The organism is Hymenobacter glacialis, assembly GCF_001816165.1.
Taxonomy (GTDB): Bacteria; Bacteroidota; Bacteroidia; order Cytophagales; family Hymenobacteraceae; genus Hymenobacter; species Hymenobacter glacialis.
The window spans coordinates 15,123-34,941 of record NZ_MDZC01000047.1 but is presented as its reverse complement, the minus strand read 5'-3'; the positions used below and the strand labels follow the sequence as shown (position 1 = coordinate 34,941).

Genomic DNA, 19,819 nt, shown 5'->3' with positions numbered 1-19,819 from the left:
TCCATGCCCAGCTTCTACCCAGCAACATGCGTACTTCTTCTCCTCACGCTGCTGAGCGGCTGCCACCGCGCCAGCTACCAGTTTCAAGCCGTTGGGGATGCCTCGCTCCACCAAGCTACGGCAGTTCCTTCGTCTGCTACGGTGGTGCCCTCATCTGCCCCGTTTCACGCAACTGCTCCCGCGGCCTGGGCATCTTCGCGGCACGGGAGAACTAGCGGTTCATCCATCACCCGTAAAAAGAACAGGAGCAAGATGCCGTTTGCGGCCGTGAAGAGGGTGACTATTGGAGCAGCAGGGCCTGCCGGTCGGGTGTCGGAATCGTTGCGGACCGTAGCCCATCAGCGAGTGAAAGCCCGGCTGCCCCATGCTGCCCGCCATGACGAACCAAACCCGCCGGAGCGCTACCGCTCCCGCGGCATTGCGCTGCTGCTGGCCATCGTGCCCTTTTTCTTCAGTATTCTGGGGCTGCACCGCTTTTACTTGGGGTATACCGGACACGGTGTTGCCTACTTGCTGGGCATCATGGTGGCAATTTTTCTGCTTTATCTGGGTGCAGTAGGCATCGCCTTTGGCAGCAACGGCTTTACAGCCATCGTGTTACTTGGGTTTTTAATGGCTACAGTGCTTTATGGTTTGCAAATTTCTGACGTTGTCCAAATTATTAACGGCAGTTTGAAGCCCAAGAACGGGGAGTACAATCCCGGCTTTTTTAAAACCAAACCCCGCACAGAAGTGCCCGTGCCGGAGCAGCGGTAACTACATCTCGTGGCCCAGGTCCCCGCGGGGTTCGGCGCGCTCGGCCACGGTGGTCACGCGCAGCTGCACCAGCTCCACAGCGCGGCGCGAGCGTTGCAGGACGCGGAACTCGTAGGGGTCGAGCACGGCCACGTCGCCCACTTCCGGGATGCTGCCGTAGATGACGTTGAGCAGGCCGCCCACGGTTTCGTAGTCTTCGCCCTCGGGCAGGGGGAAGGGGAGGTACTCGTTGGCGTCGGAAATGGGCGTGGCGGGGTTCACGCGGTACTCGTCCTCGGATACCTTCTCCACCACGGGCACCTCGTTGTCGTACTCGTCCTGGATTTCACCCACCAGCTCCTCCATGATGTCCTCGATGGTGACGATGCCCGACACGCCGCCGAACTCGTCGCTCACGATGGCCATCACAATGTGCTTGCGCTGGAACTGCCGCAGCAGGCGGTTGATTTTCTTGGTTTCGGGCACGAAGAAGGGCGGCCGCATGATGCGGGCCAACTCCACGGCCTCGCCGCGCCGGATGATGGGCAGCAGGTCCTTCACGTTGAGCACGCCCACGATGTTGTCGATGTTGCCCTCGAACACCGGCAGGCGCGAGTAGCCCTCGCTGAACACCACGTCGAGCAGGTGCTCGGCGGGCGCGTTCACGTCCAGGGCCGAGAGCTTGGTGCGGGGCACCATAATCTGCTTCACCATCCGGTCGTTGAACTGGAACACGTTCTCAATCAGCTCGTGCTCGGAGTCCTGGATTTCGCCGCTTTCCTTGCTCTGGTCCAGCAGCATGCGCAGCTCGTCGGAGGTGTGGGCGTCGCTGCCGTGGGTGGAGGCCACGCCAAACAGGCGCAGCGTGAGGCCCGACATCTTGTTGAGAATCCAGATGAAGGGAAAGCTCACCACGTAGAATATCCGCAGCGGCAGGGCCACGGCAATGCTCAGGGCTTCGGGCCGCTGAATGGCCAGCATTTTGGGTGCCTGCTCGCCGATGACGATGTGCAGCACCGTGATGGTGGCAAACGACACGGGCAGCGCAATCTGGTGGGCCAGCACGTCGGTCATGTCCAGGTTGAGGGCGTGCACGGCTCCCAGAATGATGGACGCCACCACGCTTTCGCCTATCCAGCCCAGGGCCAGCGAGGCCAGCGTAATGCCCAGCTGGCAGGCCGAGAGGTAGGCCTCCAAATCCTGTAGGATGGTGAGCGTGAGCTTGGCCAGGCGGTTGCCCTCTTTGGCTTTGAGCTCGATTTGCGACAGGCGCACTTTGACGAGTGCGAACTCGGCGGCCACAAAAAATCCGTTTACTAAAACAAGTAAAACGGTAAATAATATTTTTAAACCCATGTGAATGGTCCCCGCGACACGGACGGTCTGGGGGCCTTAGTTTGTCAAAAGTACGGAGTTTAGGGCGGCTGGTTGGGCCGCTGAACTTTCCGGCCGCCAGTTTGTGGTACGGACAGCCTTATTTTGTAGTAGAATGCAGGTGTAAGAAACCACACGCCGGGCCGTCTAGCCTCCCAGATGGGGGGAACGGATTCCGTCGTCAACGCCTTTTCGCAAGGAGAAAAGGTAACACCAAACACCGGGCTTCTGGTTTGTAGTTATGAAGAAAATTTTGATAGGTAAGTTGTTGCTGCTGTGGTTATGGGCCCTCGCCCCGGCCACGGCCCAGATTCTCACGCCCACCCATTTGAGCACCGCCCTCAGCAAGTCCACCGCCAAGGTAGGCGAGGAGGTGGAGCTGATAATAAACGCCCGCATCGACAACACGTGGCACCTGTACGCTTCTGATTTTAGCGACGAAGTGGGCCCGGTGGTATTTACGCTGGCCCTCAAGCCCAGCCCTGCCTACGCGGTGGTGGGCAAGCTGCAATCCATAAAATCGCACCACGAGCAGGACGAAGTTTTTAAGGGCGAAGTCGCCTTCTGGGAAAAAACCGGCCAGCTGCGCCAGCGCATTCGGGTGCTCAAGCCTGGCCCCCTCACCATCACCGCCACCGCCGACTACCAAAGCTGCACCAACGTGGACGGGAAGTGCGTGCCCGGCAGCGACGCCCTCACCTTCGGCCCCATCACGGTAACCGGTGCCGCCGCAGCTGCCACTGCTGCCGGGCCGGCAGCCACTGCTGCTACCAGCCCCGCCGCTACGGCCCCGACGGCCACAGCCTTGGCACCCGTCCCAACCGATACGGTTTCCCAGCCGGCCACTGTAGCCGCCGCTTCGGCACTTCCCGGCACTGCGGCGCCCGCCACCATGCAGAACCCAGAGGCCGCTACCGTGGCTCCCGCCGCCGTGGTCGCCGCCGCCGAAGACCCCGTGAGCAAGGCCGGCGGGCTGTGGGGCTTCGCCTTTCTGGCGTTCACCTTCGGCCTGGCCGCGCTCATCACGCCCTGCGTGTTCCCCATGGTGCCCATGACGGTTTCGCTCTTCACGAGCGGCAACGACAGCCGGCAGCGGGGCATTTTCAAGGCGCTGGTGTACGGGGCCAGCATCATCGGCATTTACGTGCTGGTGGGCGTACTGGTGTCGGCGCTGCTCGGCGAAGACGGCCCCAACCTGATTGCCACGCACTGGCTGCCCAACGTCATTTTCTTCGTGGTGTTCGTGGTGTTCGGCCTGTCGTTTCTGGGCTTGTTTGAAATCACGCTGCCGCACAGCATTGTGAATACCGTGGACACCCAGGCCGATAAAGGCGGCTGGGGCGGCATCTTTTTCATGGCCCTCACGCTGGTGGTGGTGTCGTTTTCGTGCACTGCGCCCATCGTGGGCAGCATTCTGAGCCTGGCCGCGCGCGGCGAGCGGATTCAGCCCATTGTGGGCATGCTGGGCTTCTCACTGGCGTTTGCGCTGCCGTTCACGCTGTTCGCCATCTTCCCTTCGTGGCTCAAGAGCCTGCCCCGCTCCGGCGGCTGGCTCAATACCGTGAAGGTGGTGCTGGGCTTTGTGGAGCTCATGCTGGCCCTCAAGTTCCTGAGCACCGCCGACCTGGCCTACCACTGGCACCTGCTGGACCGCGACGTGTACATCGTGCTCTGGATTGTGCTTTCGGCCCTGCTGGGCTTCTACCTGCTGGGCAAGTTCCGGCTCTCGCACGACTCGCCGCTCGACCACCTCAGCGTGGGCCGCTTGCTGATGGCCGTGCTGGCCTTCTCATTCACCGTGTACCTGGTGCCGGGCCTCTTTGGGGCGCCGCTGCCGCTGCTGGCCGGCTACCTGCCGCCCCAGAGCAAGCGCGATTTCTCGCTGGCCACCGCCAACACCGCGGCCCCCGTGATGAGCACGGGCAGCAGCGCGGGCCAGGAAGTACCCCGCTTCGGCGACTTCCTCGAGCTGCCCCACAACCTGACCGGCTACTTCGACCTAGAGCAGGCCAAGCGCGTGGCACGCCAGCAGAACAAGCCCGTTTTCATCGACTTCACGGGCCACGCCTGCGTGAACTGCCGCAAAATGGAAGCCAGCGTATGGAGCGACCCGCAAGTGCTGGCGCGGCTGCGCAACGACTACGTGGTGGTGGCCCTGTACGTGGACGATAAAACCGAACTGCCCGAAAGCGAGTGGTACACCTCGCCCCGCGACCAGCAGCTGAAAAAGACCCTGGGCAAGCAAAACGCCGACCTGCAGGTGACCCGCTACGGCTTCAACGCCCAGCCCTACTACGTCATCATCGACCCCAACGACGCCACCGGCAAACCGGTGGTAGCACCCATTGCCTACGAGCCTGATGTGGCGCAATTTTCTGCGTTCTTAGATGCTGGCCTTAAGCAATTTGGCGGCCAGCGCGCCCCGGTAGCGGTGCGCTAAGCGGCCAGTTGCCCGGGACGGGCCGTAGTTTTGCACCCGCTTCACCACTGGTTTAAACACGAAGAGGCGACCCCCACCCAGAGGTCGCCTCTTCCTAATGTGAGGAGCGCACCCACCCAGATGCGCCGCCCCGTTTTCCCCTCTTCTCCTCCGTATCGAACCCTAACCGTAGCAAAAAGCATATGCCTTTTGTTGAAAAAATAGCGTGGTATAAAGCCAATGAATCAGCGGTTTACTGCTATTTTTCCGTGTTACGTTGATGCCGGGATTCTATGCTTTGGATTATGACAAATGTAAGCGAGTGGGGTAGATAATGCAAACTACACACTTCCTTAACCCTAAATTTGCAATAAATTTAATATAACCTCGTTAGTTTTGAATTCCTTTTAATTCTTTTCTGCATAAAATGGCACGTAATTACGAACTTGATGATACTGACCGCAATATCCTGAATCTACTCATTCAGGACGCTAAAATGCCATACACCGAAATAGCCCGTAAGGTGAACGTATCGGGGGGCACGGTGCACGTGCGCATGGCCCGTTTGGAGGAGCTGGGCATCGTGCAGGGCGCCACGCTGCGCATCGACTACCAAAAGCTGGGCTACGGCGTGAATGCGTTTCTGGGTATCTACCTGCTCAAGAGCTCGGTGTACACCAGCGTGGTGCAGCAGCTGCGCGACATTCCGGAGGTGGTAAACATTTATTTCACTACGGGTGCCTATGGCGTATTTGCCCGGTTGGTCTGCCGCGATACCCACCACTTGCGCGACGTGCTGCACGACCGGATTCAGCCCATTGAAGGCATTGAGCGCACCGAAACCCTGATTTCGCTGGAGGAAGTGGTCAACCGACCCGCCCAGCTAACCTAAGCTCACGCACCGGAATATTGGCAGCGCCAGCGTTGTGTGCCATGAGGCATACGGCGCTGGCGCTGTCGTGTGACGGGGGCGCTGAGGCCCCGGCCGTTTCCTACCGCAGGAGGTGAAACACCACACACGCCCGGCGGGCGTACTTTTGCGCCACGTTTATGCCTACTCCATCGCCCGCTACGCTGCTCATCCAAACTGCTTTCATTGGCGATGTTATTCTGATGACGGCGCTGCTGGAGCACTTGCACCGCATCGAGCCGGGTATGCCGGTGGACGTGCTGGTGCGCCGCGGCAACGAGGGCCTGCTGCTGGGCCACCCCCACGTGCGAGATGTGCTGATTTGGGACAAAAAGCACCGCAAATACGCCGCTTTGTGGGAGTTGCTGCACCAGATTCGGGCGCGGCGCTACGGCCGCGTGGTCACGTTGCAACGCTTTGCCAGCACGGGCTTCCTCACGGCTTTTTCGCGGGCGCCGGAGCGCGTGGGCTTTGCCAAAAACCCGCTGAGTAGGTTTTTCACGCAACGCGTGCCGCATCCCATCGGCGACGGCACCCATGAGGTAACGCGCAACCTGCGCCTGCTGGGGGCCGGGCCCGGTGCCGCCCTGCCCCGGCTCTACCCGTCGGCCGCCGATGAGGCTCACGCCCTTGCGCTGGCCCAGGCCGGGCCGTACGTGTGCCTGGCGCCCACTTCGGTGTGGTTTACCAAGCAGTACCCCGAAGAAAAGTGGCTGGAGCTGCTGGCCGCCCTGCCGGCCACCCTGCGAGTGTACCTGCTGGGTGGCACGCCCGATACCGCCGCCTGCGCGCGCCTGCTGGCCGCCAGCGGACGCGACAACGTGGTGAACCTAAGCGGGAAGCTGAGCCTGCTGGCTTCGGCGGCACTCATGCGCGGGGCCGTGATGAACTACGTGAACGACTCAGCCCCTATGCACCTGTGTTCGGCCGTGGGGGCGCCCGTGACGGCCATTTTCTGTAGCACCGTGCCCGCGTTCGGGTTCGGGCCGCTCTCGCCGGTGTCGCACATCGTGCAAACGACGGAGGCGCTGGCCTGCCGGCCTTGCGGCCTGCACGGGCACGGCGCCTGCCCGCTCGGGCACTTTCGCTGCGCCCATAGCATTTCAGTGGAGCAACTACTGGATTCAGTTAGCAGTTATCAGTGAGCAGCGAACTGTTATCAACGAGTAATGGACAGCGCAAGTAGTTCTGAATGGTTAAGTACTGGCGGAGCAGTAACCGTATTCGATTCGGGCCTACTGGTCTGACCGCCTTAGGCGGTCTGACCGGTTGAAGCACCAGCAGTTTCGGTCTGACGACGACCGGTCAGACCGCCTGGGGCGGTCTGACCAGCGCATACGCTTACCGCTGCATTCGTACTTAACTCTTCACCGCTAACTGCTCACTGCCTATCGTACCTTTGTGTTACTTATGCTTGACTATCACATTCACGAATATCCCAACGGTATCCGCCTCTTACACAAGCAGGTACTTCATACTAAAATCGCGCATTGCGGCTTCTTGCTGGACATTGGCTCGCGCGATGAGGCCCCACACCAGCAGGGGTTGGCTCACTTCTGGGAGCACATGGCTTTTAAGGGTACCACCAAGCGCAAGTCGTTCCATATCCTCAACCGCCTCGAAACCGTGGGCGGCGAGCTGAACGCCTACACCACGAAGGAGAAAATCTGTTTTTACGCCTCCCTGCTCAGCACGCATTTTGAGCGGGCGTTTGAGTTGCTGACCGATTTGACGTTCAACTCCGTGTTTCCGGGCCGGGAGGTGGAGAAGGAGCGGGGCGTGATTCTGGAGGAGATGAGCATGTACCAGGATGCCCCGGAAGACGCTATTATTGACGATTTCGATACGGTGGTCTTTGGTGACCACCCGCTGGGCGTGAACATTCTGGGCACCCGCGAGAGCGTGAGCCGCTTCCAGACGGTTGATTTCCACGCCTTCCTACAGGAGCAGATGCGCACCGACCGGCTGGTGTTCAGCTCGGTGAGCAACCTGCCCTTTGCGGAAGTGAAGCGGCTGGCCGATAAGCTGCTGGCCCCGCTGCCGGCCCGGCTGGGCGCGCGCGTGCGCCGGCCGGTGGGCGGCTACGAGCGAAAGTCGCAGGTAGAAACCCGGCCCATCTCACAGGCGCATTGCCTGGTGGGCGGCCCGGCCTATTCGCTGAACGACCCGCGCCGCATTCCCTTCTTCATGCTGAACAACATCCTGGGCGGGCCCGGCATGAATTCGCGCCTCAACCTGGCCGTGCGGGAGAAGTACGGCCTCGTGTACACCATCGACAGCACCTACTCGCCCTACACCGACACCGGCCTGTTCGGCATCTACTTCGGCACCGAAGGCAAGCAGGTGAAGCGCACCCTGGGCCTGGTGCAAAAGGAGCTGAAGCTGCTGCGCGAAAAGACCCTGACCACCAACCAGCTGCACACCGCCAAGCACCAGCTGATGGGCCAGCTCGCCATGAGCGAGGAAAGCAACGGCGGCATGATGCAGCTCCTCGGCAAGAGCACGCTCGACCTGGGCCGGGTGGAACCGTTGAGCGAAATCTTCGAGAAAATCGAAAAGATTTCGGCGGAGCAGTTGCGCGAAATGGCCAACGAAGTGCTGACTGAGGAGCACCTGAGCGTGCTACAGTACGTGCCGGAGGGAAAATGAGCACGGCAGTTTTCGGCCACGTAGGCAGCTACCGGCCGGGCGACACGTTCCGCAATCGAATAGAGCTGGCGTTGAGCGGCATGCACCGGCCGCGCCGGGCGGGCGTATGCGGCACGCAGCAACTCGGTACCGAAAGCATCGTGCTGGCCGGCCAGTACGAAGACGACCAGTTCGACGACGAGGAAATTCGCTATGCCGGCAACGGCGGCCGCGACTCCAAAACCGGCCACCAAGTAACCGACCAGGTGGCCACCGGCACCAATCTGGCCCTGCTGAAAAGCCAGGAAACCAGCTTGCCGATTCGCGTGCTCCGCAAGGTGCCAGCTGAGGACAGCGGCCCGGAGGTGTACCGCTACGAGGGGCTTTATCGGATTGTGGGCTCCAGCTACGGGCCGGGCAAGTCCGGTTTTCAGGTGTTCGTGTTTCGGCTGCGGCCGGCGTGACCCCACCCCCGGCCCCTCCCCGGTGGGGAGGGGGGCGTTCATCTATGCTGTTGTTTGGCTCCCCTCCCCGGTGGGGAGGGGCAGGGGTGGGGTTGCGCGAGCGTGATTCATGAGGAAGATTAGAAAAATGAGTACTAGCCAAGACCCCATCCAAACCTACGCCGAGCAACACACCGCGCCCGAGTCGCCGCTACTCGCGCAGCTCACCCGCGAAACGCACCTGCAAACCATGACGGCGCGCATGAGCAGCGGCCACGTGCAGGGGCGCTTGCTGAGCATGCTTAGCCACCTCATGCGGCCGCGCCGGGTGCTGGAGATTGGCACGTTTTGCGGGTATGCCACGCTGTGCCTGGCCGAGGGGCTGGCCCCGGACGGGTGCCTGCACACCATTGAGATTGACCCGGAGAAGGAGGCGCGCATTAGGCGCTACGTGGCGGCGGCCGGCATCACGGAGCAGGTGCGGCTGCACATTGGGGCCGCACTCGACGTTATGCCGCTATTGGTCGATGAAGAGTGGGACTTGGTCTTTATTGACGCCGACAAGCGAAATAACGATGCTTATTTTGAGGCAGTCATCAGGCAGGTGCGTCCGGGCGGGCTGCTTATCGTCGACAATGTGCTGTGGAGCGGCAAGGTGCTGCCCACGCACGAGGTGCGAAGCGGCGACAAGGACACGTCGCACGTGCGGGATTTCAACGACAAGGTAGCGCAGGATGCGCGCGTAGAGCCGGTTTTTCTGCCGCTGCGCGATGGCCTGCTGCTGGTTCGGAAGAAGTAGCCGCCCGCGCCTGCCTGACTGGTTGATGAACGTTGGCAGCATGTTGCGGCCGAAGATTTTTGCTTTTCTCAGGTTGTATGCGGCTCTTTATCACACTGTTTTGCTTGTTGTTGGCCGGAGGGGGCGTGGCCCGGGCCCAGGCACCCACCACGGTGAGCGGGCGCGTGACCGATGGCAAAGACCAGTCGGCGCTCATTGGAGCCAACGTGCTGCTCATCCGCTTGCCGGACTCCACCAGAACCGGCGCGGCGGCCGATGCTGAAGGCCGGTTTCAGTTTGATAACGTGGCCGCCGGCCGCTACGTCATTGATGCCTCTTTTGTGGGCTACCAGAAGCTGCGCCAGGCCGTGACCGTGAGCGGGACGCCCGTGCGGGTGGGCACGCTGGCGCTGCAAACCGGCGGCGTGCAGCTCAAGGCCGTGGTGGTGACGGGCCAGGCCGCGCAGTCGGTACAAAAAGGCGATACCACCCAATTCAACGCCAAAGCCTTCAAAACCAACCCCGATGCCAACGCGCAGGACCTCATTACGAAGATGCCGGGCGTGAGCGTGGGCACCGACGGCAAGGTGCAGGCCCAGGGCGAAAACGTGCAGCGCGTGCTGGTAGACGGCAAAGAGTTCTTCGGCAACGACCCCGATGCTGTGCTCCGCAACCTGCCCGCTGAGATGGTGGACAAGGTGGAGGTATTTGACCAACGGAGTGAGCAGAGCCGCTTTTCGGGCTTCGACGACGGCAACACCACCAAAACCATCAACATTGTGACCAAGGTGGCCTTCCGCAACGGCACCTTTGGGCGGGTGCTGGCCGGGGCCGGCGATGAGCGCTACAAGGCCAGCGGCAACGTGAACAACTTTAAGGGCGACCGCCGGATTTCCGTGCTGGCGCAGTCCAACAACGTGAACGAGCAAAACTTCGGCACCGAGGACCTGCTGGGGGTGGTGGGCAATTCCAACCAGGGCGGGGGCGGCCGCGGGGGCCGGGGTGGCGGCGGCCAGGGCGGTGGCGGCAACGGCGGCAACGCCGGCGACTTCCTGGTGAACCAGAGCGGTGGCATTACCAAAACCAACGCGGTGGGCCTCAACTACTCGAACGCCTGGAACAAGAAAACTGAGCTGTCGGCCAGCTACTTCTTCAACCGCGCCAGCAACACCGTACTTAGCAACACGCAGCGCCAGTACGTGCTGCCCCAGCAGGCCAGCACCACTTACAACCAGAATGCCAACACCAACAGCCTCAATACGAACCAGCGCTTCAACATGCGCCTGGAGCACAAGATTGACTCGGCCACGTCCATTCTGTTTCGGCCGCGCTTCAGCTACCAGCAGAACGAGGCCGTGAGCGCGGTAGACGGCCTCACGCGCCGCGGCGGCACGGAGCAGAGCCGCATCACCAGCAACTACGACTCCGACAACAACGGCCTGAACACGGGCGGCGACCTGCTGCTGCGCCGCCGCTTTGCCAAGCCCGGCCGCACCGCCAGCCTGAGCGTGGGCGGCACCTACAGCCAGCGCGACGGCAATACCACCCTGCGCACCGCCGACACCGGCTCGGCCTTAAATAACCTCAACCAGACCAGTACCCTGAACCAGAACGGCGGCAGCATCAACGCCAATTTGTCTTTGACCGAGGCCCTGACCAAAACCGACATTCTGCAGGGGAATTACGCCATCAACTACGCGCCCAACAGCTCAAGCAAGTACACCTACGACCTGCTGACCGGCGACACCCGCCAGCTGAACGAGGGCCTGAGCAACGTGTTCGATACCTACTACCTCACGCAGTCGGGCGGGCTCACGTACCGGCGCATCAATCCCAAGTACCAGGCCAGCATCGGGCTGTCGGGCCAGTACGCGGAGCTGTACAGCGACGCGCAGTTTCCGCGGCCCAGCATCGGGCGCTACAACTTTGTGAACGTGCTGCCCAACGCCAACGTGAACTACCGCTTCACGCGCCAGAAAACCCTGCGCTTCAACTACCGCACCAATACCAGCCCGCCCAGCGTGAGCCAGCTGCAGGCCGTGGTGAACAACTCCAACCCACTGCAGCTCACCATTGGCAACCCCACGCTGCGCCAGGAATACCAGCATTCGGTCAACTTCCGGTACACGGCTTCAAGCCCGGAGGTGGCCAGCAACTTCTTTGCCCTGCTGGCGGGTTCCTACCTCCAAAACCCCATTGCCAACCGCACTCTGGTGGCGGCCCGCGACACCACCGTGGTGCCCGAGGGTGCGCCCGGCGTGCGCCTGCCGGCCGGTGGCCAGCTCACCCAGCCCACCAACCTGAGCCAGCAGTACACCCTGCGCTCGCTCATCAGCTACGGCCGGCCCATTACGGCCATCAAAACCAACGTGAACCTGAGCGCCAACGCCAACTACACCCAGACGCCGGGCATTGTGAACGGCGGCCTGAACTATGCGCGGGTGCCCTCTTTCGGGGCCGGCCTCACGCTCAGCTCCAACATCAGCCCCAACCTGGATTTCACGGCCTCCACTACCTCGAGCCAGAATTTTGTGCGCAACACGCTGCAGTCCAACCTCAATACCAACTACTTTGCGCAAGTCACGCGCTTCCGCCTGGGCTGGATAGTGGGGCCGGGCATCAACCTGCAAACTGACCTCGTGCACCAGGCTTACTCGGGCCTGTCGGCGGGCTTCAACCAGCAGTACACGCTGTGGAATGCCAGCGTGGGCAAGAAATTGTTTCCCGGCCAGCGCGGCGAAATTCGCGTGTACGCCTTCGATTTGCTGAGCCAGAACCGCGCCATCCAGCGCAACGTGACGGAGGCCTATTACGAGGACGTGCAAACCAATATTCTGCAGCGCTATTTCATGCTGATGTTCACCTACAACATCCGTAGTGGCAACGTGGTGGCGCCCGTGGAGAGCCCGGAAGGCCGGGGCGACCGGGGTCAGGGCCGGCCTGAGGGCGGCGGCCGGCGCGAGGGCGGGCGGCCATAGCCGGGGCGGCGGCGGTGTTTCTGGTCAAAAATAAGGTTCTTTGTAGCTTCCGGGCAGGAGGTGGCCACGGTGGTCGCCGCCTGCCCGCTTTGTTTTATGCGAAATTCTATTGCTTTATTTTTTCTGCTCCTGCTGACGTTGGCGGGCACTGCGGCAGCTACTACCCCAGCCACGGTACTGGCCGCTCCCGTAGTGCCAGCTTATATGGATGTGCTGGGGTTGCGCCTGATGCTGAGCGCCGAAGCCCAGCGCCTGGTGCAGCTAAAGGCCGATGGCCTGACCCGCCACCAGCCCTCTTTTCAGGCGCGGGTAAACCTGGCCGATGCTGCATTTCCTGTCATCGACCGCGTGCTGAAAGAAGAGGGCGTACCGCTCGATTTCCGCTACCTCGTATTGCAGGAAAGCGCCTTGCTGGGCGATGCCGAAAGCACGAGCCAGGCCGTGGGCTACTGGCAGCTGAAGCGTGAGACGGCCAACGATTTGGGCGTCGTGATGAACGGCGCTGTAGACCAGCGTAAGCATTTGGTGGTGAGCACCCGTGCCGCCGCCCGTTACCTTTCCCGCAACAACGTCGGGCTGCGCAACTGGCTCAATGCCCTGCTTAGCTACAATACCGGTCTGACAGGCGTGAAGCCCTACACGCTGCCCACCGACGCTAATGCAACGGAAATGGCCATCACCGAGCGCACGTCGCCTTACGTGCTGACTTTCTTGGCGCACAAGCTGGTGTTTGAGCCCGTGTGTGGCCTGAACCCCACCCCGCCGCTGCGCCTGCAGGAATTCCCGGCCATCGCTGGCCAAACCTTCGAAACCCTGGCCCTGGCCCTGCACACCGACGCCGCGAGCCTGGCCGTGCACAACCGCTGGCTGCTGGCCGCCGCCGTGCCCACCGACCGTCCCTACACCCTTTTGGTGCCAATTGGCGACGTGACCCAGGCTGCCGGTATCATAGCCAACCAACGCCTGCAAAGCACCAAAGAGCTGCTCAATGCGCCCGAAGTAAGCCCCTCGACCACGGCCGAAGTACGCCTCAATGGCCTGCGGGCCATCATCGCGCTGCCCGGCGAAACCATTGCCGACCTGGCCCGCCGCGGCCGGCAGCGCCCGCGCGACTTCCTGCGCCACAACGAGCTAACTGCCTTCGACGCTGCCGTAACGGGCCGCCCGTACTACCTGGAAAGCAAGCGCGACAAAGCGGCCGTAGCATACCACGTGGTGCAGCCCGGCGAATCGGTATTCGACGTGTCCCAGAAGTACGGCCTGCGCAAGCGGGCCATCCTGGCCAAAAACCGCATGGCCCGCAACGAGGAGTTGCGCACCGGCCGCGTGCTGTGGCTCAAGCATGTGCGCCCCCGCGAGGTGGCCGTGGAGTACCGTTCCCTGCCCGAAAGCCGGGGCCTCGAACGTGCAGTAGCTGCTACCCGCCGCCCCGTAATTGCAGCGGTTGAAACCCAACCCACAGAGACGCTCAGCAAAAGCAACAGGAAAAGCACCGCCAAAAGCCGCCGGATGGAGGACGAGGACGGCTGGGGCGAGGCCCTGCCCAGCCGCAACGCGCCGGCCGTAGCTACTACGCCCGCCCCGACCCCGGTGTTAGCACCGGCCCCGTCGCCCGTTCGCCCGCCTGCTCCAGCCCCCGTGCGGCCCGCCGCCCCCGAGGTGGTTGCCTCGCAACTGCCGCCTCCCGCTTCGGCACCCGTCCCGGCCCCATTGGCTGACGAGCCTGGTGCAGCCGAGCTGAAGCCTGCTCCCGCCGTAGAGCCCGTAGCAACCAGTTCAGTTGCGGCGGCCCCAGCGCCAAAGCCAGCAGCGCCGATGCCGCCTGCAACGCCTACACCTGCTGCTGCACCAGCCCCTGTTGCTGTTGCGCCGCGGCCCGCAGTGGCTGCGCCCGCACCCGTTGCGCGACCCGTTCCGGCAGCGCCTCCCGTAGCCGTGGCCGCGCCCTCCACGGCAACTATTCCCGCCACCCACCAGGTAGCGCCGCGCGAGTCGGTGTATTCCATTGCCCGGCTCTATCAAATAACACCTGCCGCGTTGATGGCCTTCAACAACCTGACGCTGCCAGCCAACCTGCTCATCGGGCAGGTGCTGCAACTGAAGGCGTCGGTGGCTCAGCCGACCTATGCCGCCCCGATGCCAGCGGCGCAGGCGGCTGGGGTGGTGGGGCCGCGCAATCCGGCCATTTACACGCCCAAAGTAGTAGTTGCGCCAGCTGCTGCCACGCCAGTGGTAGCCGCCGGGGCTGCCAGCCAGCACACCGTTGTGAAAGGGGAGACCCTTTTCAGCATTTCCCGTCTCTACAAAGTGAAGGTGGCAGACCTGCAGGTATGGAACGGCAAGCTGGATGAGAGCGTGAAGATTGGCGAAGTGCTGCAGGTGCAGGCCAGCACTAATTAGGCCGGCGGGCAGGGGAGCTACACGCGGTGGCGCACTAATCGGCGAGCTGCTTTTGGCTGAACTGAGATTCAGCCAGCTACATCATTGCACCTGAAAAACGCAGCGCTCAGGGAATCAGGCAGCAGGCAAATGGGGTTTGGGAATGCCCGCCGCTCGGGGGTATCTTTACTAAAATGAGGAATGGAGAATGAGGAATGAAGAATTCTCAGACGACAATTCTTCATTCCTCATTCTCCATTCTCCATTCCTCATTAAGCGCAGCGCCTAATGCCCGTTTTCTCGCACCTTCACTCGCACACGCAATACTCACTGCTCGACGGCCAGGCCAGCATTTCGGCCCTGATGAAGAAGGCGCAGAAGGACGAGATGCCGGCCGTGGCCCTCACCGACCACGGCAACATGTTCGGGGCGTTCAACTTCGTGGCCGAGGCCAATAAGTACAACGTGAAGCCCATTGTGGGCTGCGAGTTTTACATGGTGCAGGACCGGCACAAGAAGGCCTTCAGCCGGGAAAAGGGCGAGCGCGACACCCGCCACCACCAGCTGCTGCTGGCCAAAGACCAGGCCGGCTACCACAACCTGAGCAAGCTGTGCTCGCTGAGCTTTATTGAGGGCCTGTATTCCAAGTTTCCGCGCATCGACAAGGAGCTGCTGCTGCAGTACCACGAAGGCCTGATTGCCACGAGCTGCTGCATCGGCGCCGAGATTCCACAGTCTATTCTGTTTGAGAGCGAAGCCCAGGCCGAGGAGAAGTTAAAGTGGTGGCTCGACGTGTTCGGCGAGGACTTTTATATCGAAATTCAGCGCCACGGGCTGATGAATTTCGACGGCACCGGCAAAAGCCAGGAAGACGTGAACCAAGTGCTGCTGGGCTTCGCCAAAAAGCACAACGTGAAGGTGATTTGCACCAACGACTCGCACTACGTGGACCAGACCGACTACGCGGCCCACGACCTGCTGCTGTGCGTGAACACCGGCGAGGAGCACAGCATCCCGGTCGGCGACATCCGCACCAACTACTACACCCTGGTATCGGGCAAGGGCGAGGTGAAATACGACCTGCTCGACAACCTGCGCCGCGACAACAGCCGCGACGAACGCGCCCAGCGCCAGCTGCGCCGCATCGACGAGGAGCTGCAGAAGCCCAAGCCGCACACCCGTTTCGGCTTCGCCAACGACCAGTTCTTCTTCAAAAACCAGGCGCAGATGAACGAGCTGTTCGCCGATGTGCCGGAGAGCGTGGACAACACCAATGAGATTGTGGGCAAAATCACGCCGCCGAAGCTGGCGCGGGATATTCTGTTGCCCAACTTCCCCATTCCGGCCGAGCACGCCAACGCCGACGCCTTTCTGCGCGACCTGACGTATAAGGGCGCGTTTGAGGGAGCCAAGCCGCGCTACTCGGTGCGCACGCCCGAAATCGAGGAGCGGCTGGATTACGAGCTGCGCATTATCCAGACCATGGGGTTTGCGGGCTACTTCCTCATCACGCAGGATTTTATTAACCACGGCCGCTCGGTGGGCGTGGCGGTGGGGCCCGGCCGGGGCTCGGCGGCGGGCTCGGCGGTGGCCTACTGCGTGGGCATCACCAACATCGACCCCATTAAGTACTCGCTGCTGTTTGAGCGTTTCCTGAACCCAGAGCGCGTGTCCATGCCCGATATCGACATCGACTTTGACGACGTGAACCGGCAGAAAGTCATCGACTACGTGGTGGGCAAGTACGGTAAAACGCAGGTGGCCCAGATTATCACCTTCGGCACCATGGCCGCCAAGTCCAGCATCAAGGACGTGGCCCGCGCCATGGAATTGCCCCTGCCGCAAACCAACGACCTGACCAAGATGGTGCCCGAAAAACCGGGTACCACGCTGGCCGGTGCCTTCGCCGAAAACCAGGAGCTGGACATGATTCGGCGCGACGAGAGCCCGGACAACCTCAAGGGCCACATTCTGCGCCTGGCCACGCAGCTCGAAGGCTCGGTGCGCAACACCGGCATTCACGCGGCGGGCGTCATCATCGCGCCCGACGACATCACGAAGTACATCCCGGTTTCGACCTCCAAGGACTCGGACCTGCTCATCACGCAGTTCGACGGCAAGGTGATTGAGAGCGCCGGCATGCTGAAGATGGACTTTCTGGGCCTCAAAACCCTGACCGTCATCGTGGATGCCATGAACCTGATTGAGCGCAACCACGGCGTGAAAATCGACATCGACGAAATTCCGCTCGATGATGAGAAGACCTACGCGCTGTACCAGCGCGGCGACACCATCGGCACCTTCCAGTTTGAGTCGGAAGGCATGCGGCAGTACCTCAAAGACCTTAAACCCACCAACATTGAGGACCTGATTGCCATGAACGCCCTGTACCGCCCGGGCCCCATGCAGTTTATCCCGAACTTCATCAACCGCAAGCACGGCCGCGAGGAAGTGGTGTACCCGCACGAGCTGCTGAAGCCCATTCTGGAGTACAGCCAGGGCATCATGGTGTACCAGGAGCAGATTATGCAGACGGCCCAAATTCTGGCCGGCTACTCGCTGGGCGGCGCCGACCTGCTGCGCCGCGCCATGGGCAAAAAGGACATGAAAAAGATGGCCCTGGAGCGTGAAAAGTTCATCGAAGGCGCCAAGAAGCTGCACGACATCCCGGCCAAAAAAGCCAACGAGGTGTTCGACGTGATGGAGAAATTCGCCGAGTACGGCTTCAACCGCTCGCACTCGGCCGCCTACTCGGTGGTGGCGTACCAAACGGGCTACCTGAAGGCGAACTACCCGGCCGAGTACATGGCCGCCGTGCTCACCAACAACATGGGCGACATCAAGAAGGTAACGTTCTTCATTGAGGAAGCCCGCAAGCAAGGCGTGCCCGTGCTGGGCCCCGACGTAAATGAAAGCCTGCTGAAATTCAACGTGAACCAGGAGGGAGCCATTCGCTTCGGCATGGGCGCCGTGAAGGGCGCGGGCGAACTGGCGGTGGAAAGCATGGTGCAGGAGCGCGAAACGGCCGGTAATTATTCCGACATCTTCGACTTTGCCAAGCGCGTGAACCTGCGCACCGTGAACAAGAAAACCTTCGAAAGCCTGGCCCAGGCCGGCGCGTTCGACGGCTTCGACAAGCACCGCCGCCTGTACCTGGATGCCCCCGCCGGCGACCAAAGCCTGATTGAAAAGGCCATGAAAATGGGCCAGCAGCACGCCGCGGCCAAGGAGTCGGCGCAGCACAGCCTGTTCGGCGCCGGGGCGTTTGGGGCGGTGGCCGCGCCGCTGCCCAAGATGCACGAGATGGAGCCCTGGAGCAAAACCGAGCAGCTGCGCCGCGAAAAGGAAGTGGTGGGCTTCTATCTCTCGGGCCATCCGCTGGATAGCTACAAGCTGGAGCTGGACGCCTACTGCACCTGCGGTCTGGAAAAGGTGGACGAGATAAAAAACAAGGAGCTAGCCGTGGCCGGCCTCATCAACAACGTCCTGTTCAAGACCACCAAAACCGGGCAGCCCTTCTGCACCTTCACCCTGGAGGACTACGAAACGAGCATCAACCCGGCCCTGTTCCGCGACGACTACACCAAGTTTGCCCCGCTCATCAACCCGCGCAATTACCCTAATGAGCAGGTGCCGCCCATGTACGTGCGCCTCAAGCAGGAGCTGCGCCGCCACACCCAGGACCAGTGGGACCTGCGCATCCTCACCATGGAGCCCCTGTCGGAAGTAGCCGAAAAACGCAGCAAAGGCGTGCGCGTGCGCCTCGACCTGCGCACCGTGACCAGCCTCATGCTCGACCGGTTGGAAGAGGCCATCGAAGCCGCCCCGGGCAGCAAGCGCCTGGAAATCCAGTTTGCCGAGCCGCACGAGCACCTGGCTGTGGATATGTTTTCGCGCCGCTTTCAGATTGAGCCAAAAACCTTCATTCAGAAGATGCACGAAATGGAAATGGAAGTCTGCACGCTGATATAGATTCGGCATGAGACCAATGAGGCCGTCATGCTTCGGCTGCGCTCAGCATGATGTTTAGGGCATTCAACAAGAAAAAACCAACCCTTCGCCCGGCCATAACATCCCTGCTGAACTTTCCCCCGTACACGATGTTTAATCATCCAATCTGCTACCTTGCGACCCCGTTGGCCGTATACGCCAGACTAATCTTAACCCAACCCAAACCGTAATGGGACACAAAGCAATTGAAATAACCGACGCCAACTTTGACGAAATCATCAGCGGCGACAAGCCTGTATTGGTCGATTTCTGGGCCGAATGGTGCGGCCCCTGCCGCATGGTAGGCCCCGTAGTGGAAGAACTTGCCGGCGAGTACGAAGGCAAAGTCGTAGTGGGCAAAGTGGACGTTGATGCCAATCCCCAGACGTCAATGAAGTACGGCATCCGCAGCATTCCCACGCTGTTGGTGTTCAAAAATGGTCAAATTGTCGACAAGCAGGTTGGTGCCGTGCCCAAGCATGTACTGGCCCAAAAGCTCGAAGCGCAGGTAACGGCGTAAGTCCGTTTTCCTTTTTACTAAAAAAAAGCCCCTTGCCGTTTTGGCAAGGGGCTTTTTCGGTTTTGAAAGGGGGGGCTATCTAGCGCAGGGCGTGGCCGCACCGTGCCCGGCGGGTCCGGGCTTCCGAACGGGTTTTGGCCCGGAGCTGCTTCTGGAGGGAGCGAAGCTGGCGCTCACGCTGCATGGGCGTGGTCACGGTCTTGCCTTCTTCCAGGCCAATGATGGCCAGCATCGACCTGCGGGATAACGACGAGGATTTACGCACCTTTTTGGACGTCAATTTGGTGTTTTTGGCCGCTTTGGCTACGCGTGCCGTGGCAACCGTTTTGAGAGGCGTTGCGGTAGGGTTTTCGGTGGAAGGAGAGCTGGCAGCAGCGGCACGAACGGTGGGCGCCGTGAACAGCATTAAGCCTCCCGCGAGCATCATGGAGTAAAAAGTATGCTTCATAGTAAGTAGGAAAAGGGTTAAGGGTGTTTGGAGGACAACAGGTGACCTGTTGGCTAGTGCGTGGTACTAAAGTAAGGTTGATTAGTACGGATGGCAATTAAATTGCATAAATGACATAATATTATATGTTTTCCTAATAGGTCTGGTGTGCGAAGCCCCGCCTGTAATCCGCATCTGCGCATACCTTTTCCCATAAGCTCCTGCCGCTCCAGCAGGG

13 protein-coding genes are annotated in these 19,819 nt (G+C 61.3%); 11 read left to right on the top strand and 2 right to left on the bottom strand.

Features of this window, described 5'->3' with window-relative positions; genetic code table 11:
• Positions 1 to 345 precede the first annotated feature (345 nt).
• Entirely contained in the window at positions 346 to 756 is a 411-nt protein-coding gene (locus BEN48_RS05815) for a TM2 domain-containing protein (RefSeq protein WP_070733666.1), read from the top strand.
• Here the strand turns inward: BEN48_RS05815 and BEN48_RS05810 are convergent, their stop codons facing one another.
• Complete coding sequence (locus BEN48_RS05810) at positions 757 to 2,091, bottom strand: hemolysin family protein (protein ID WP_070733665.1); 1,335 nt, start codon at positions 2,089 to 2,091, stop codon at positions 757 to 759.
• Between the two features lie 259 nt (positions 2,092 to 2,350).
• Between BEN48_RS05810 and BEN48_RS05805 the strand changes: the two genes are divergently transcribed.
• The 10 genes from BEN48_RS05805 to trxA all read left to right on the top strand — a co-directional run bounded on the left by BEN48_RS05805 (position 2,351) and on the right by trxA (position 19,154).
• Positions 2,351 to 4,549 (top strand): protein-disulfide reductase DsbD family protein, encoded by a 2,199-nt coding sequence (locus BEN48_RS05805; RefSeq protein WP_070733664.1) that lies wholly within the window; start codon positions 2,351 to 2,353, stop codon positions 4,547 to 4,549.
• A gap of 406 nt (positions 4,550 to 4,955) precedes the next feature.
• On the top strand, positions 4,956 to 5,420 hold the full coding sequence (locus BEN48_RS05800; RefSeq protein ID WP_070727489.1) for an Lrp/AsnC ligand binding domain-containing protein: 465 nt from the start codon (positions 4,956 to 4,958) through the stop codon (positions 5,418 to 5,420).
• Between the two features lie 158 nt (positions 5,421 to 5,578).
• On the top strand, positions 5,579 to 6,583 hold the full coding sequence (locus BEN48_RS05795) for a glycosyltransferase family 9 protein (RefSeq protein ID WP_070733663.1): 1,005 nt from the start codon (positions 5,579 to 5,581) through the stop codon (positions 6,581 to 6,583).
• 265 nt (positions 6,584 to 6,848) lie between these two features.
• Positions 6,849 to 8,087, top strand: coding sequence for a M16 family metallopeptidase (locus BEN48_RS05790; RefSeq protein WP_070733662.1), 1,239 nt, complete (start codon positions 6,849 to 6,851; stop codon positions 8,085 to 8,087).
• The gene (locus BEN48_RS05785) at positions 8,084 to 8,530 is read left to right on the top strand and encodes a YDG/SRA domain-containing protein (RefSeq protein WP_070733661.1); all 447 of its coding nucleotides are present in this window, start codon (positions 8,084 to 8,086) and stop codon (positions 8,528 to 8,530) included. The genes BEN48_RS05790 and BEN48_RS05785 overlap by 4 nt, the downstream gene beginning before the upstream one ends.
• A 127-nt stretch (positions 8,531 to 8,657) precedes the next feature.
• Positions 8,658 to 9,308 carry an O-methyltransferase gene (locus tag BEN48_RS05780; RefSeq protein WP_070733660.1) on the top strand — a complete coding sequence of 217 codons (651 nt, stop codon included), beginning with the start codon at positions 8,658 to 8,660 and terminating at the stop codon, positions 9,306 to 9,308.
• 77 nt (positions 9,309 to 9,385) lie between these two features.
• Positions 9,386 to 12,265 carry a TonB-dependent receptor gene (locus BEN48_RS05775; protein WP_070733659.1) on the top strand — a complete coding sequence of 960 codons (2,880 nt, stop codon included), beginning with the start codon at positions 9,386 to 9,388 and terminating at the stop codon, positions 12,263 to 12,265.
• 96 nt (positions 12,266 to 12,361) lie between these two features.
• Entirely contained in the window at positions 12,362 to 14,665 is a 2,304-nt protein-coding gene (locus BEN48_RS05770; RefSeq protein ID WP_070733658.1) for a LysM peptidoglycan-binding domain-containing protein, read from the top strand.
• Positions 14,666 to 14,932: 267 nt separating this feature from the next.
• Positions 14,933 to 18,616, top strand: a complete 3,684-nt coding sequence (gene dnaE / locus BEN48_RS05765; RefSeq protein ID WP_070733657.1) for a DNA polymerase III subunit alpha — start codon at positions 14,933 to 14,935, stop codon at positions 18,614 to 18,616.
• Positions 18,617 to 18,824: 208 nt separating this feature from the next.
• Positions 18,825 to 19,154 (top strand): thioredoxin, encoded by a 330-nt coding sequence (trxA, locus tag BEN48_RS05760; RefSeq protein ID WP_070733656.1) that lies wholly within the window; start codon positions 18,825 to 18,827, stop codon positions 19,152 to 19,154.
• 79 nt (positions 19,155 to 19,233) lie between these two features.
• On the opposite strand, the gene BEN48_RS05755 is transcribed toward trxA, so the two are convergent.
• On the bottom strand, positions 19,234 to 19,602 hold the full coding sequence (locus BEN48_RS05755; protein ID WP_125932496.1) for a hypothetical protein: 369 nt from the start codon (positions 19,600 to 19,602) through the stop codon (positions 19,234 to 19,236).
• Positions 19,603 to 19,819 lie beyond the last annotated feature (217 nt).